The organism is Acidovorax sp. ACV01, assembly GCF_014851495.1.
GTDB classification, from domain to species: Bacteria; Pseudomonadota; Gammaproteobacteria; order Burkholderiales; family Burkholderiaceae_C; genus Acidovorax; species Acidovorax radicis.
Genome location: NZ_JACUZT010000006.1, coordinates 102,348 through 116,440, shown reverse-complemented (window position 1 = coordinate 116,440; position 14,093 = coordinate 102,348). Strand labels below are relative to the sequence as shown.

Here is a 14,093-nt window from a genome sequence, read left to right as displayed (position 1 = left end):
GATAGCTAGAAGCGATTTATGGATAAGCGCTAGAGGCCAATTTGATCCAAAAACCTTTAGGCAGCAACCACCGGCTGCCCCAGCGACCGCAGGATGTCCCGCACCATCTGGGCACGGTCCTTCGGCTCCTTCAATTCGCGCTCGATGCGCAGCTTCTCGTTGCCCGCCAGCTTGATGTGCTTGTTCTTCTGGATCAGCTCGATGATGCGCATCGGGTCAATCGGCGGCTGGGGCTTGAAGGTGATGTTGATCACACCCGGGGCGGCGTCGACCTTCACCACGCCGTAGGGCTGGCTCAGCACGCGCAGGCGGTGCACGTCGATGAGGGTCTGGGCCTGCGGCGGCAGTTTGCCGAAGCGGTCCACGATCTCTTCGAGCAGGCCGTCGATCTGGTCGGGCGTCTTGGCGGTGGCCAGCTTCTTGTAGAACGACAGGCGCAGGTGCACGTCGCCGCAGTAGTCGTCGGGCAGCAGGGCGGGGGCGTGCAGGTTGATGTCGGTGGTGACGCTCAGCGGGCTGAGCAGGTCCGGCTCCTTGCCGGCCTTGAGCGCCTTGACGGCTTCGTTCAGCATCTCGTTGTACAGCTGGAAGCCTACTTCCAGCATGTTGCCGCTCTGGTTCTCGCCCAGCACCTCGCCGGCTCCGCGGATCTCCAGGTCGTGCATGGCCAGGTAGAAGCCGCTGCCCAGCTCTTCCATCTGCTGGATGGCATCGAGGCGCTGGGCGGCCTGCTTGGTCAGGCCCTCGGTGTCGGGCACCATCAGGTAGGCATACGCTTGGTGGTGGCTGCGGCCCACGCGCCCGCGCAGTTGGTGCAGCTGCGCCAGGCCGAACTTGTCGGCGCGGCTCATGATGATGGTGTTGGCCGTGGGCACGTCGATGCCGGTCTCGATGATGGTCGAGCACAGGAGGATGTTGTAGCGCTGGGCCACGAAGTCCCGCATCACGCGCTCCAGTTCGCGCTCCGGCATCTGGCCGTGGGCCACGGCGATGCGGGCCTCGGGCAGTATCTCTTCGAGCTTCTGGCGGCGGTTCTCGATGGTCTCCACCTCGTTGTGCAGGAAGTAGACCTGCCCGCCGCGCTTCAGTTCGCGCAGCACCGCCTCGCGGATCACGCCGGTGCCCTCGTTGCGCACAAAGGTCTTGATCGCCAGGCGCCGCTGCGGCGCGGTGGCGATGACCGAGAGGTCGCGCAGCCCTTCGAGCGCCATGCCCAGCGTGCGCGGGATGGGCGTGGCTGTCAGCGTCAGCACGTCCACTTCGGCGCGCAGGGCCTTCATCTGCTCCTTGTGGCGCACGCCGAAGCGGTGCTCCTCGTCGATGATCAAGAGGCCCAGGTTGTGGAACTTGGTGGACTCAGACAGCAGCTTGTGCGTGCCGACCACGATGTCCACCGTGCCGTCGCCGATGCCCTTGATGGCGGCGGTGATCTCCTTGCCCGAACGGAAACGCGAGACCTCGGCTACCTTCACCGGCCACTTGCCAAAGCGGTCCACCAGGGTCTGGTAGTGCTGCTCGGCCAGCAGGGTTGTGGGCGCGAGGAAGGCCACCTGCTTGCCGCCCGTGACGGCGACGAAGGCCGCGCGCAGCGCCACCTCGGTCTTGCCGAAGCCCACGTCGCCGCAGACCAGGCGGTCCATGGGGCGGGGGCTGATCATGTCCTGGATCACCGCGTGGATGGCGGCGTTCTGGTCGGCGGTCTCGTCAAAGCCAAAGTCGTTGGCAAAGGTCTCGTAGTCCTGCGGGCTGTAGCGGAAGGCATGGCCCTCGCGTGCCGCGCGGCGGGCGTAGATGTTGAGCAGCTCGGCCGCGCTGTCGCGCACCTGCTCGGCGGCCTTGCGCTTGGCCTTTTCCCACTGGCCGCTGCCCAGTTTGTGCAGCGGCGCCTCGTCGGCGCTCACGCCGGTGTAGCGGCTGATCAGCTGCAACTGGCTCACGGGCACGTAGAGCACGGCCTTGTCGGCGTACTCCAGGTGCAGGAACTCCTGCATGGCGGGCGTGCCGTCGGGGTTCTTGTTGCCCACGTCCATGTTGACGAGGCCCCGGTAGCGGCCGATGCCGTGCGCGCTGTGCACCACGGGGTCGCCCACGTTGAGCTCGGCCAGGTCCTTGATCAGGGCCTCGACGTCGCTCACCTGCTCCTGCTTCTTGCGCCGGCGCGTGGTGGGGCCGGCGGCGAACAGCTCGGTCTCGGTGACGAAGTCGATGCCGTCCTCGATCCAGCTGAAGCCCACGGTGAGGCCCGCGGTGGCGATGCCCACCTTTTCGTCGGCCGTGCCCTGGAACTCGGCCAGCGAATCGAAGGCCGGCGGGTTCACCCCGCTCGCGCGCAGAAAGTCGAGCAGGCTCTCGCGCCGGCCGGCGCTCTCGGCCAGCAGCAGCACGCGGTGCTGGGTGTTGCGGATGTGGGCGTGCAGCCGGGAGAGCGGGTCTTCGGCGCCGCGCACCACCGACAGGTCGCCCAGCTTCTGGAAGTGCGGGTTGTCGGCGATGTCTTCCACACCGGGGCGGATGGACAGCTGCGCATGCTCCTTGGCGCGCGTGTAGAACTGGTCGGCCGAGAGAAACAGCTCTTCGGGCGGCAGCACGGGGCGCTCGGGGTCGCCCTGCACCAGGCGAAAGCGGTCTTTCGTGTCCTGCCAAAAGCGCTGGAAGGCGGGCTCCAGGTCGCCGTGCAGCACCACGGTGGCCTCGCCGCCCAGGTAGTCGAACACCGTGGCCGTCTCGTCGAAGAACAGCGGCAGGTAGTACTCGATGCCGGCGGTGGCCACGCCCGAGCCCATGTCCTTGTAGATGCGGCTCTTGGTCGGGTCGCCCTCGAGCATCTCGCGCCAGCGGCTGCGGAACTTGGCGCGCGCGTCGTCGTCCATGGGGAACTCGCGGCCGGGCAGCAGGCGCACCTCGGGCACGGGGTACAGGCTGCGCTGGCTGTCGGGGTCGAACGTGCGGATGCTGTCGATCTCGTCGTCGAACAGGTCCACCCGGAAGGGCACCAGCGAGCCCATGGGGAACAGGTCGATCAGCCCGCCGCGCACCGCGTATTCGCCGGGGCTGACCACCTGCGAGACGTGGCTGTAGCCTGCCAGCGTGAGCTGCGCCTTGAACTTCGCCTCGTCGAGCTTTTGCTTGACCTTGAAGTGGAAGGTGTACCCCGCCAGAAAGGACGGCGGCGCCAGCCGGTACAGCGCCGTGGTGGCAGGCACCAGCACCACGTCGGCACCAGTGTCCTTGTCTTTTTGGCTGATGCGCCAAAGCGTGGCCAGCCGCTCGCTGATCAAATCCTGGTGCGGCGAGAACGTGTCGTACGGCAACGTCTCCCAGTCCGGGAACAGCGCACAGCGCAGCCCGGGCGCGAAGAACGCCATTTCCTCGATAAGGCGCTGCGCATCGGTGGCGTCGGCCGTGACGATGGCGGTGGTGCGCCCTGCGGCCTTGTCGCGCTCGGCCAGGCGGGCCAGCAGCAGCGAATCTGCGCTGCCCACGGGGCGGGGCAGGGTGAAGCGTTTTCCGGGGGAGAGTTTGGGCAGTTCCATGCGGACGGTGTGTGTCGTCTGGGCCCGCCGCATCCCCAGGGGCGCAAAACGCGCACGGGCTGGATGGGTAGGCAACGGGAGATTTTAGAATGAGCGATCCATGACTGCTCCCTTGTTGCACCCCCCGCTCGCTCCTTTGTCTGCCCACGGGCGATTTTGGGCGCTGGTGCCCTGCGCCGGCATGGGCTCGCGTGCTGTTCCGGCTGGCGCCGCTTTGATGGCCCCGGCGCCGGCTTCAGGCAATGCTGTGCCATTGACATCGACGTTGGCCGCTTTCTCGGCCGTGGACGCTGCGCCAACCACGGCCCCGGCACCCCTGCCCAAGCAGTACCACCTGGTGGCGGGGCAGCCCATGGTGCTGCACACGCTGGCGGCTTTTGCCGGCGTGGGGCGCCTGCTGGGCACCCTGGTCGCGGTGGCCCCTGGCGACCGGTTTCTGGATGCACATGCGCACCCAGCGTTTTTTGTGGTGGAGTGTGGTGGTCCGACACGTGCTGACACAGTGCTGGGCGGTCTGCGGGCCCTGCTGGAGCGGGGTGCGCTGCGTGATGACTGGGTGCTGGTGCACGATGCGGCGCGCTGCCTGGTGACCGCCGACCAGATCGACCACCTCATTGACCAGTGTGCTGGCGACAGCGTGGGGGGGCTGTTGGCCCACAAGCTGGCCGACACGCTCAAGACCTCCATCGATGGCCCGGGCGGCGTGCGTGTGGCTTCCACGGTGGATCGCAGTGACAAATGGCTTGCGCAGACGCCGCAGATGTTCCGCATCGGGCCGCTCATGGATGCCATGGACAAGGTGGGTTCCAACGTGACGGACGAGGCCAGCGCCATGGAGGCGATGGGCCTGCACCCGCGCCTGGTGCAGGGAGGGGCGCAAAACTTCAAGGTCACCTACCCGGACGATTTCGCGCTGGCTGCCGCCGTGCTTGCTGCGCGTGCGCACGGAACGACGCTGGAGCGTTTTGGTGGCGACCGGGGCCAGGTGACCACCGCCCCTGGCAAGAAGAATCTGTTTTAGAACCGTTTCCTCCGGTTCGTCGACCCCGGCCTCACGGCGCAGTCAGGGGCGCAAGGCAACACAACGCCGCAAGGCACCCACAAACAAAGGCAAACGGATGAATTTCAGGATTGGTGAAGGCTGGGATGTGCATGCACTGGTCCCCGGCCGCCGTCTGGTGATTGGTGGCGTGGAGATTGCCCACCCCATGGGTCTGCTCGGCCACTCGGACGCCGACGTGCTGTTGCATGCGATTACCGACGCGCTGCTGGGCGCAGCGGCCCTGGGCGACATTGGCAGCCATTTCCCCGACACCGACGCAGCCTTTCGTGGCGCCGATTCCAGCGTCTTGCTGGCGGAGGCCGCGCGGCGCGTGCGTGCGGCCGGGTACGAAATCGGCAATATCGACAGCACTGTGGTCGCGCAGGCACCGCGTCTGGCCGCGCACATTCCCGGCATGCGGGCTGCCATTGCACGTGCCGTGGGCATCGCCGAGGGGCAGGTCAATGTGAAAGCCAAGACGGCCGAGCGCCTGGGGCCTGTGGGGCAGGGGCTGGCGATGGAGGCACGGGCTGCGGTGCTGATCTACACCGTGTGACCGTGCTCACGCTGCCGTGACTGGCGGCGAAGATCCCACAGAGGGGTTCAGGTGCTCTCGCGCTCAATGATCGAAAAACCGATGTCCACCACAGGCTCTGCCACTGGCTTGCCTTCGGCACGATCGGCAATGAAGCCTGCCGCCGTTTGGCCCATGCGGGTGCCGTCGATGCGCACGGTGGTGAGGCTCGGGATCACGGTCTGGGCGAACTCCAAGTCTCCAAAACCGACGACGGCCAATTGGTCGGGGACTGCCATTGCGCGCGCATGCGCTTCGGTGAGCGCCCCCAGGGCCAGCATGTCGGAGCTGCAGAACACAGCGTCGATATCTGGTTGCACCGCCAGCAATGCGGCCAGGCCTGCACGCCCTTCGGTATGGGATGTGGGAGACTTCTCCAGCTGTAGCGCTGGCTCGCGCAGGCCCAGCCGGTCCGCTTCGGCGTAGAAACCCTTGCGCCGCCGCGCGGCGCGTTCATCGTCTCCGCTGAGCAGCGCCAGCCGGCGCCGTCCCTTGGCATGCAGGTGCTTGCACACGGCGGCGCCCAGTTGTTCGTGCGACAGCCCGACCAGCATGTCGATGGGGGTGGGGGTGAAGTCCCAGGTTTCCACCACGGGGATGCCGGAGGCCTGCAGCAGGCGCCGCCCCTCTGGGGAATGCATGATGCCGGTGAGCACAATGCCATCGGGCCTGCGGCCCACGATGGCGCGCAGCAGTTCGTCTTCACGCGAATGTGCATAGCCCACCTGGCCCAGCATCACCTGGTAGCCACGCAGCTCCAGGGCATCGGTGAGCGATTGGACCATCTCGCCGAACAGCTGCCCCGTGGTGGTGGGCACGAGGGCCGTGACCAGATGGCTGCGTGCTGAACGCAGGCCCCCTGCAATGAGATTGGGCACATATCCCAGGCTGGAGACCGCTGCCTGCACCCGGGTGCGCGTAGGCTCCGACACCTGGTTCGGCGTATTGATCGCGCGGGACACGGTGATCATCGACACCCCCGCCTGTTCTGCCACCTCGCGCAGCGTCACTACGGGCCGGTCGCGGGTGGCTGACGATGCGGACGCGCGGGGGCTGGAGGGGTTAAGCGGCATGCGTCGAGTCTATATAAGGCAAAGGCCTTCAAGACCGCACCCCCAATCGGTGACCGAGGTCGCCGTAAAAAGCCTCCAGACCGCCACCAGGGTGTTTCGGAAAACGCCCCCTTGCGTTGTGGAGCTACCTGGCTTCGTGCAGATAGGCCTCGAACAATTGTTGGTGCAAGGCGGTCGGGGTGGGCGTGACCTGCGGATTGCCAAGGTCATAGGGGTAAGTGGGCAGGGCGGTCAGGCCCAGACGCAGGAACCACTGGCGGGTCTCGTCGAATGTCCCGCCGTAGCAGCACTGGGTCAGGATGGCGCCAGCGATGTTTGAAGTTCCGCACAACGAGAACTGCCCTTCGCTGTCCAGTTGCACCACCACGCTTTCAGCAATGGGCTTCAACGACGGCCCACGCCAGTAGCCAAAATAGTTGCCTTCATCATCGGCCACCACAAAGGCAACGTGGCGGCAGACCTCGGCAATGGCCCGGATGTTTGCCGCAATCTCGGGGTCAGTCCGCTCGGCTTCAGTCAGGTAGCTGGTGTCTAGCCATGGCGCCCACTGGGGTTCTGCGCTCATGCGGACGCCCGTACGGCGCTGCAGTTCCTCCTGATGCAGGACAAGGACCGCAAGGTCCTGCGGCAGAGGTTCGCCTTGCAATCTGAGAAGGGAGAACTGCGTGTGGATGCTCATGGGCTGGGGTGTGCTGATTCAAGCCGAGCGTAACGCAGACCGCAGGCCCGATCACGCGAAAGCTCCATGAACGAGCCACCGGCATGGCTTTAGTTATCGCATGACATAGGGTTATCCACTATGTATGATTGATTTGTTAACGTTAACATTTGACATATCTGCTGTTGCTAACAGGTTTTGAAATGAGGTTCAGAGGCTGTTTACGTGCCCAGGCTCCTGGGATAAGCGGCTTGTATGACCTCTTGATTTTCGCGGAATCGGTTCTATTGCGTTGGTTCCCGTTCGTTTGTGACCCCTGACCTGTTGATCTGACTGAATGACCATGAACCCGCAAGAACTCAAATCCATCATGGGCTCCGGCCTGCTGTCCTTCCCCATCACGGACTTCGACGAGCAGGGTGAATTCCGCCCCAAGACCTACATCGAGCGCCTGGAGTGGCTGGCCCCCTACGGCGCCAGCGCCCTGTTCGCCGCCGGCGGCACGGGCGAGTACTTCTCGCTGTCCGGCCCCGAGTACGGTCAGGTCATCAAGACCGCCGTGGATACCTGCCGCGGCAAGGTGCCCATCATTGCCGGTGCCGGTGGCCCCACGCGCACCGCCATCGCCCATGCCCAGGAGGCCGAGCGCCTGGGCGCCCACGGCATCCTGCTGTTGCCCCACTACCTGACCGAAGCGGGCCAAGAGGGTTTGATCGAGCATGTGGCTGCGGTCTGCAAGAGCGTGAAGTTTGGTGTGATCGTCTACAACCGCGACCGCACCAAGCTGACGGCCGATTCCCTGGCCATCCTGGCCGATCGCTGCCCGAACCTGGTGGGCTTCAAGGATGGCGTGGGCAATATCGAGACCATGTCTTCCATCTTCATGAAGATGGGCGACCGCTTCTCCTACCTGGGCGGCCTGCCCACGGCCGAGGTGTATGCAGCGGCCTACAAGGCGCTGGGCACGCCGGTGTACTCGTCGGCGGTGTTCAATTTCATCCCCAAGACGGCGATGGAGTTCTACAAGGCCGTGGCCAGCGACGACATCGCCACGCAGCACAAGTTGCTCAAGGAGTTCTTCATGCCTTACCTGGCGATTCGCAACCGGGTGGAAGGCTATGGCGTGAGCATCATCAAGGCGGGCGCCAAGATTGTGGGCCACGACGGTGGCCCGGTGCGGGCTCCGCTGACGGACTTGAAGCCCGGCGAGATGGAAGAGCTTGCCGCGTTGATCAAGAAGCTTGGGCCGCAGTAAGGACTACTCCCTCTCTGTCTGCCCCGCGTATCTCTTTGAACAAGGCCCCACAAGAGGGCCATCGAACACCCCCATCACCTCCGGAGACATCCGCCATGTTCCTCAAGAAACAACTGCTGCTGGTTGCCAGCGCCTGCACCCTGGCCTTTGCCGCAACGGCGCAGACCATCCCCTGGCCCGAGAAGCCCGTGACCATCGTCGTGCCGTTCCCGGCCGGTGGCTCCACCGACATGGTGGCCCGGGCCATGGCGCAGCACATGGGGGACAAGCTGGGCCAGAACTTCGTGGTGGACAACCGCCCCGGTGCCACGGGCACGCTGGGTGCCGGTGCGGTGAAGCGCGCCGCGCCCGATGGCTACACGCTGCTGGTGTCTTCGCTGGGTGCCTTTGTCGTTGCGCCGCACCTGCTCAAGAGCGTGCCGTATGACGCGCTCAAGGATTTCGACTACATCACCGTGCCCGTGCAGGCGCCCAACGTGCTGGTGGCCGCACCCAACCAGAAGGCGCGCAGCGTCAAGGAAGTGATCGCCCAGCTCAAGGCCAACCCCGGCAAGGTGAGCTTCGCCAGCTCGGGCAACGGCTCGTCGGACCACCTCTCGGCCGAAGTGTTCTGGCAGCAGAGCGGCACCGAAGGCCTGCACATCCCCTACAAGGGCGGCGCACCGGCCATCAACGACCTGTTGGGCGGGCAGGTGGAGTTCTCGTTCCAGAACGTGAACGCGGTGCTCGCGCACATCCGGGCCGGCAAGCTGCATGCGATTGCCGTCACCGGCGACAAGCGCAGCCCCGTGCTGCCCGATGTTCCCACTCTGGCCGAGGCCGGCGTGGCCGGTGCCGAGGTCTACTCGTGGCAGGGCATGGCCGCGCCCAAGGGCCTGCCGCCAGCGCTCAAGAAGAAGCTGTCGGACGCCGCCGTCGCCGCCATGAACGACCCTGCGGTGAAGAAGCGCATGCTCGACCAGGGCCTGGAGATCGTGGCCAGCACGCCCGAAGCCTTCACCGCCTACCAGGCACGCGAATTCGCGCGCTGGAAGACGGTCATCGAAACCCGCAAGATCACTGCCGACTGATTTCTCCATGAGGCGCCTTCGCCTTCCAACCTGATTCTCGACACCATGAACGCCTCTTCTACCCCGTTGGTCACCAGCACCCCTGTCGTCACCGAGCTGCGCGTGGTGCCCGTTGCGGGCCACGACAGCATGCTCATGAATCTGAGCGGCGCGCACGGCCCGTTCTTCACGCGCAACCTGCTCATCCTGCGCGACAGCGCGGGCAACACCGGGGTGGGCGAGGTGCCCGGCGGCGAGAAGATTCGCCAGACCATCGAGGACGCGCGCCCCCTCATCGTGGGTCGGCCCATCGGCCACCACAACGCCGTGCTCAACGCCATGCGCGCCCAGTTCGCCGACCGCGATGCGGGCGGGCGCGGCCTGCAGACCTTCGACCTGCGCATCACCATTCACGCCGTGACGGCGGTGGAGTCGGCCTTCCTCGATCTGCTAGGTCAGCACCTGAACGTGCCCGTGGCTGCGCTGCTGGGCGACGGCGTGCAGCGCGATGCGGTGCAGATGCTGGGCTACCTGTTCTACGTGGGTGACCGCGCCAAGACCGACCTGACCTACCGCACCGAGCCCGGCGCCGACAACGACTGGTTCCGCCTGCGCAACGAGAAGGCCATGTCGGCCGATGGCATCGTGCGCTTGGCCGAGGCAGCTTATGAGCGCTACGGTTTTGCCGACTTCAAGCTCAAGGGCGGCGTGCTGCGCGGCGAGGAAGAAGTGGAGGCCATCCGCGCGCTGCACGAGCGCTTCCCGGAAGCGCGGGTGACGCTGGACCCCAACGGCGGCTGGCTGCTGAAAGACGCCATCCGCATCACGCGCGACCTGCGTGGCGTGATGGCCTATGCCGAAGACCCCTGCGGCGCCGAAGGCGTGTTCTCAGGCCGCGAGGTGATGGCCGAGTTTCGCCGCGCTACGGGCCTGCCCACCGCCACCAACATGGTCGCTACCGACTGGCGCGAGATGGCCCACAGCCTGGCCCTGCAGTCGGTGGACATCCCGCTGGCCGACCCGCATTTCTGGACCATGGCCGGATCGGTGCGCGTGGCGCAGATGTGCCAGGCCTTCGGCCTGACCTGGGGTTCGCATTCGAACAACCACTTCGACGTCTCGCTGGCCATGTTCACCCACGTCGGCGCCGCCGCCCCCGGCCGCGTGACGGCGATCGACACACACTGGATCTGGCAGGACGGCGAGCGGCTGACGAAGGAGCCGTTTCAGATCAAGGACGGCTTCATCCAGTTGCCCAAGAAGCCCGGCCTGGGCGTGGAGCTCGACATGGACGAGGTCGAGCGGGCGCACCGCCTGTACCTGGAGCACGGCCTGGGCGCGCGCGACGATGCGATCGCCATGCAGTACCTGATCCCGGGCTGGAAGTTCAACAACAAGGCGCCTTGCATGGTGCGTTGAGCGTTGAGCCTGTGCCACGTTGTCATGGCACGGGCCAGACGCTGAGCCAGGCGTGACGAGCCACCCCAGCCCAGGGCTGGTACAAAGCAAAAAGCCCCGAAGTCCGGGGCTTTTTGCTTTGGGGGGAAGAAGGCGGCTCAGGCCGTCCGGTCTTCGGCCCGGCGTCGGGGCAACTGGCGTTTGATGGAGGGCCGTTGCAGTCTCTGCTTGGGGTCCGCGCCATCGGGCAAGTCGGTAGCGCGCTGCAGTTGCAGGTGGGCCACCAGGCCGCCCGTGCTGGAGTTGGCCAGCGCAAAGATGCCGCCCATGCGCTGCACGGTCTTGTCCACGATGGAAAGCCCCAGCCCCGCGCCTGCCGCTGCGGTGCGCGCGGAGTCACCGCGAAAGAAGGGCTTGGTGAGATTCGACAATTGCTCGGGCGGCACGCCGGGGCCATGGTCGCGCAGCTTGATCAGCACCCAGTTCTCGCGGCCTTTGGCGGCAATGTCCACGTTGGTGATACCCGTGTCCTCGGCCTTGCCGTAGCGCCGCGCGTTCTCAAGCAGGTTGGAGATGACGCGGGCCAGTTCCACTTCGTCGGCCAGCACATTGAGGTCTTCGGGCACGGACATCGTGATCTGCAGTTCGCGATGGTCTTGCACGGCATAGACGCAAGACGACACCACGGCATGCAGGTTGACGGGTGTCAGTGTGACGTGGTCGGGCCGTGCGTAGTCGAGGAATTTGTCGATCGTGGCATCAAGCTGAACGATGTCGGCCACCATGTGCTCGCGCGCCACTTCATCGGTCACGCTCATCTCGGTTTCCAGCCGCAGGCGGGCAAGCGGCGTGCGCAGGTCGTGCGAAATGCCAGCCAGCATCACGGCGCGGTCTTGCTCCAGCTTGGCCAGTTTTTGTGCCATGCGGTTGAAGCCGATATTCACTTCTCGGATTTCGCTGGTCACCACTTCTTCGTCGAGGTGACTGGCTGCAAAGTCGCCGTCCTTGACGCGGTTGGCGGCGTAAGAGAGTTGCTTGAGCGGCCGGTTGATCAGCCGCGCAATGGCCGCAGCGCCCGCCAATGACAGCGCCCCCGCCGTGATCAGCCAGATCAGCCAGGTGCGGCCGCCCGCCGGGCTGAAGCGTGAACGGTCCATCAGCAGCCAGTTGGGGTCGCCATTGATGTTGAAGCCGACCCACAGGCCGGTCTCTCCATTCACGTTTTGCGCCACGATGGTGTCGGGCCCCAGGCGCTGCGTGAGTTCGTCGGTCAGGCGGTTGCCCAGGGCCGTGCCCTCCAGCAGCTCGAACTTGTCGCGTGGTTCACGCGGCAGGATGCGCACGCCTTCCTGGTCGGCCATGGTCTTGATGAGCGACACGCGGGCAATGGCGTCGGAATGCACCAGCGCCGCGCGGCTCAGGTTCACCAGCGATGCGATCTGCTGCGCGGTGTGGAGGGTGCGCGGTTCGAACTCCAGCGCCCGCAAAGTTTGCAGCCACGCCAGAATGCTGCCCACCAGCAGCAGTGCCAGCAGAAAGAAAGTGCGCCAGAAGAGATTGAGGCCCACACGCGCCCGCTGCTCCCGAGCCTGTCTCAAGGACTCCAGAGGGGCGGGGCTGGTGGCGTCGGGGGAAGCGGTCACGGACTGCCGGAACGATGATGATCTCGACCTCGGATTGCCGTCGGAATTGTGCATACAGGCAAGGAGAGATCGGTCAGCTGGTTCCGTCCGGCACGAACACGTAGCCCACTCCCCACACGGTCTGGATGTAGCGCGGTGCGGCTGCATCCACTTCCACCAGCTTGCGCAGGCGCGAGACCTGCACGTCCAGGCTGCGGTCAAACGGTTCGAATTCGCGGCCACGGGCCAGCAGGGCCAGCTTTTCGCGCGACAGGGGCTGGCGCGGGTGGCGTACCAGTGCCTTGAGCATGGCAAATTCGCCGGTGGTCAGGGGCAACTCTTCGCCATTGCGCTGCAGTGCGCGGGTGCCCAGGTCGAAGGTAAAGGGACCGAAGGTCACGACCTCGTTGTCGCCCGACGGTGCGCCAGGCGCTTCCTGCGCGGGGCGGCGGCGCAGCACAGCGTGGATGCGTGCGAGCAGTTCGCGGGGGTTGAACGGCTTGCCCAGGTAGTCGTCGGCACCCACTTCCAGGCCCACGATGCGGTCCACGTCCTCGCCCTTGGCGGTGAGCATGATGATGGGCGTCCGGTCATTGGCGGCACGCAGGCGGCGGCAAATGGACAGGCCGTCTTCGCCCGGCATCATCAGGTCGAGCACGATGATGTCCACGGTCTCGCGCAGCAGCAGGCGGTTGAGCGCCTTGCCGTCTTCGGCGACCATGACTTCAAAGCCTTCCTGCGTGAGGTAGCGGCGCAGCAGATCACGGATTCGTGCATCGTCGTCCACCACCAGAACTTTGTCGGTGCGATTGGTTGTTGTGGCCATCTTGATCCCAAGTCCAATTTGTAACAGAGCCGATTCTGACCACTTGGAACGCCGAAGTTCGGGTTTTGGGGGCAGGTTTGACCAACTGTTACAAGTTTTGCCCAGCTTCGCACGCGCGGTGGAGGGGCTTCATCGCAGTGGGCGGGCAGTGCGGTTAAGGTGGTGCCCCGCATGGCCCGGCCCCGGATCGTGCACCGATATCAAGGACACCTTTGTGATGAAAATTACTACTAAATTGATAGCTTTCAGCGCATTGATTGCATGCGCTGGAGCCTCTTTTGCACAAAATTCACCAACCACCGAACTGCGCAACATCGTTCAGTTGTCGGCCACGGGCACGGTGGAAGTGCAGCAGGATCTGCTGGTGCTCAATCTGGCTACCAGCAAGGAAGCCGCCGACGCTGCCACGGTGCAGGCACAACTCAAGCAGGCGCTGGACGCCGCCCTGGCCGAAGCCAAGCGCAACGCTCAGCCGGGCCAGCTGGATGTGCGTACCGGCCCGTTCGGGCTGTACCCGCGCTATGGCAAGGATGGGAAGATCAACGGCTGGCAGGGCCGTGCCGAGCTGGTGCTGGAAGGCCGCGACTTCGCGCGCATCACGGCCACGGCCGGAAAGATCCAGACCCTGGCCATCAGCAATGTCGCTTTCGGCCTGTCGCGCGAGGCCCGGGCCAAGGTGGAGGGCGAGGCCCAGACCCAGGCCATCGAGCAGTTCAAGGCCCGCGCTGCCGAGCTGGCCAAGGGTTTTGGTTTCAGCAACTACAGCCTGCGCGAGGTGGCGGTGAACAGCAACGAGATGGTGCCTGGCCCCCGTCCGCGCATGATGGCCATGGAGGCCAAGGCGGGCTCGTTCTCCGATTCCGCCGTGCCGGTCGAGGCGGGCAAGGCCCAGGTTATCGTGAACGTGTCGGGTTCCGTACAGATGCGCTGATTTTTAGAAAAATTGGCCTCCAGCGCTTATTCGACAAGCGCTGGTAGCTATCAATTTTATAGTTTCCTGCAGCGCCTGAACTGGCACGGCCCCGCCCAGCAGGTGCCGTGCAAGGGCCGCCAAGCCGCGTAT

At 65.3% G+C, this 14,093-nt stretch carries 11 protein-coding genes; 6 read left to right on the top strand and 5 right to left on the bottom strand.

All coding sequences use genetic code 11. From position 1 onward, the window contains the following. Positions 1 to 56: 56 nt before the first annotated feature. Entirely contained in the window at positions 57 to 3,533 is a 3,477-nt protein-coding gene (gene mfd / locus IB243_RS17830) for a transcription-repair coupling factor (protein WP_192428576.1), read from the bottom strand. A gap of 100 nt (positions 3,534 to 3,633) precedes the next feature. Here mfd and IB243_RS17825 point away from each other — a divergent pair, with 100 nt between their 5' ends. Next, entirely contained in the window at positions 3,634 to 4,554 is a 921-nt protein-coding gene (locus tag IB243_RS17825) for a 2-C-methyl-D-erythritol 4-phosphate cytidylyltransferase (RefSeq protein WP_140426119.1), read from the top strand. A gap of 97 nt (positions 4,555 to 4,651) precedes the next feature. Further along, positions 4,652 to 5,131, top strand: a complete 480-nt coding sequence (ispF, locus tag IB243_RS17820; protein WP_192428575.1) for a 2-C-methyl-D-erythritol 2,4-cyclodiphosphate synthase — start codon at positions 4,652 to 4,654, stop codon at positions 5,129 to 5,131. Between the two features lie 47 nt (positions 5,132 to 5,178). Here ispF and IB243_RS17815 read toward each other — a convergent pair whose 3' ends face one another. Together IB243_RS17815 and IB243_RS17810 are read right to left on the bottom strand one after the other, a co-directional pair. Beyond that, the gene (locus tag IB243_RS17815; protein WP_192428574.1) at positions 5,179 to 6,222 is read right to left on the bottom strand and encodes a LacI family DNA-binding transcriptional regulator; all 1,044 of its coding nucleotides are present in this window, start codon (positions 6,220 to 6,222) and stop codon (positions 5,179 to 5,181) included. Between the two features lie 124 nt (positions 6,223 to 6,346). Then, positions 6,347 to 6,901, bottom strand: a complete 555-nt coding sequence (locus IB243_RS17810) for a hypothetical protein (RefSeq protein WP_192428573.1) — start codon at positions 6,899 to 6,901, stop codon at positions 6,347 to 6,349. Between the two features lie 322 nt (positions 6,902 to 7,223). Here IB243_RS17810 and kdgD point away from each other — a divergent pair, with 322 nt between their 5' ends. The 3 genes from kdgD to gudD all read left to right on the top strand — a co-directional run bounded on the left by kdgD (position 7,224) and on the right by gudD (position 10,603). Next, entirely contained in the window at positions 7,224 to 8,135 is a 912-nt protein-coding gene (gene kdgD, locus IB243_RS17805) for a 5-dehydro-4-deoxyglucarate dehydratase (RefSeq protein ID WP_192428572.1), read from the top strand. Positions 8,136 to 8,230: 95 nt separating this feature from the next. After that, entirely contained in the window at positions 8,231 to 9,205 is a 975-nt protein-coding gene (locus IB243_RS17800) for a tripartite tricarboxylate transporter substrate binding protein (protein WP_192428571.1), read from the top strand. Positions 9,206 to 9,250: 45 nt separating this feature from the next. Continuing rightward, positions 9,251 to 10,603 carry a glucarate dehydratase gene (gudD, locus tag IB243_RS17795; RefSeq protein WP_192428570.1) on the top strand — a complete coding sequence of 451 codons (1,353 nt, stop codon included), beginning with the start codon at positions 9,251 to 9,253 and terminating at the stop codon, positions 10,601 to 10,603. Between the two features lie 137 nt (positions 10,604 to 10,740). Here the strand turns inward: gudD and IB243_RS17790 are convergent, their stop codons facing one another. After that, entirely contained in the window at positions 10,741 to 12,279 is a 1,539-nt protein-coding gene (locus IB243_RS17790; protein WP_082606731.1) for an ATP-binding protein, read from the bottom strand. Between the two features lie 19 nt (positions 12,280 to 12,298). Next, on the bottom strand, positions 12,299 to 13,030 hold the full coding sequence (gene ompR / locus IB243_RS17785) for a two-component system response regulator OmpR (protein WP_010460834.1): 732 nt from the start codon (positions 13,028 to 13,030) through the stop codon (positions 12,299 to 12,301). A 217-nt stretch (positions 13,031 to 13,247) separates the two neighbouring features. On the opposite strand from ompR, the gene IB243_RS17780 reads away from it, so the two are divergent. After that, positions 13,248 to 13,961 carry an SIMPL domain-containing protein gene (locus IB243_RS17780; RefSeq protein WP_192428569.1) on the top strand — a complete coding sequence of 238 codons (714 nt, stop codon included), beginning with the start codon at positions 13,248 to 13,250 and terminating at the stop codon, positions 13,959 to 13,961. Positions 13,962 to 14,093 lie beyond the last annotated feature (132 nt).

Bases quoted from the DNA above. Each gene is read 5' to 3' on its own strand.
- mfd (WP_192428576.1), bottom strand. From the start codon at position 3,533: ATGGAACTGCCCAAACTCTCCCCCGGAAAACGCTTCACCCTGCCCCGC.
- IB243_RS17825 (WP_140426119.1), top strand. From the start codon at position 3,634: ATGACTGCTCCCTTGTTGCACCCCCCGCTCGCTCCTTTGTCTGCCCAC.
- ispF (WP_192428575.1), top strand. From the start codon at position 4,652: ATGAATTTCAGGATTGGTGAAGGCTGGGATGTGCATGCACTGGTCCCC.
- IB243_RS17815 (WP_192428574.1), bottom strand. From the start codon at position 6,222: ATGCCGCTTAACCCCTCCAGCCCCCGCGCGTCCGCATCGTCAGCCACC.
- IB243_RS17810 (WP_192428573.1), bottom strand. From the start codon at position 6,901: ATGAGCATCCACACGCAGTTCTCCCTTCTCAGATTGCAAGGCGAACCT.
- kdgD (WP_192428572.1), top strand. From the start codon at position 7,224: ATGAACCCGCAAGAACTCAAATCCATCATGGGCTCCGGCCTGCTGTCC.
- IB243_RS17800 (WP_192428571.1), top strand. From the start codon at position 8,231: ATGTTCCTCAAGAAACAACTGCTGCTGGTTGCCAGCGCCTGCACCCTG.
- gudD (WP_192428570.1), top strand. From the start codon at position 9,251: ATGAACGCCTCTTCTACCCCGTTGGTCACCAGCACCCCTGTCGTCACC.
- IB243_RS17790 (WP_082606731.1), bottom strand. From the start codon at position 12,279: ATGCACAATTCCGACGGCAATCCGAGGTCGAGATCATCATCGTTCCGG.
- ompR (WP_010460834.1), bottom strand. From the start codon at position 13,030: ATGGCCACAACAACCAATCGCACCGACAAAGTTCTGGTGGTGGACGAC.
- IB243_RS17780 (WP_192428569.1), top strand. From the start codon at position 13,248: ATGAAAATTACTACTAAATTGATAGCTTTCAGCGCATTGATTGCATGC.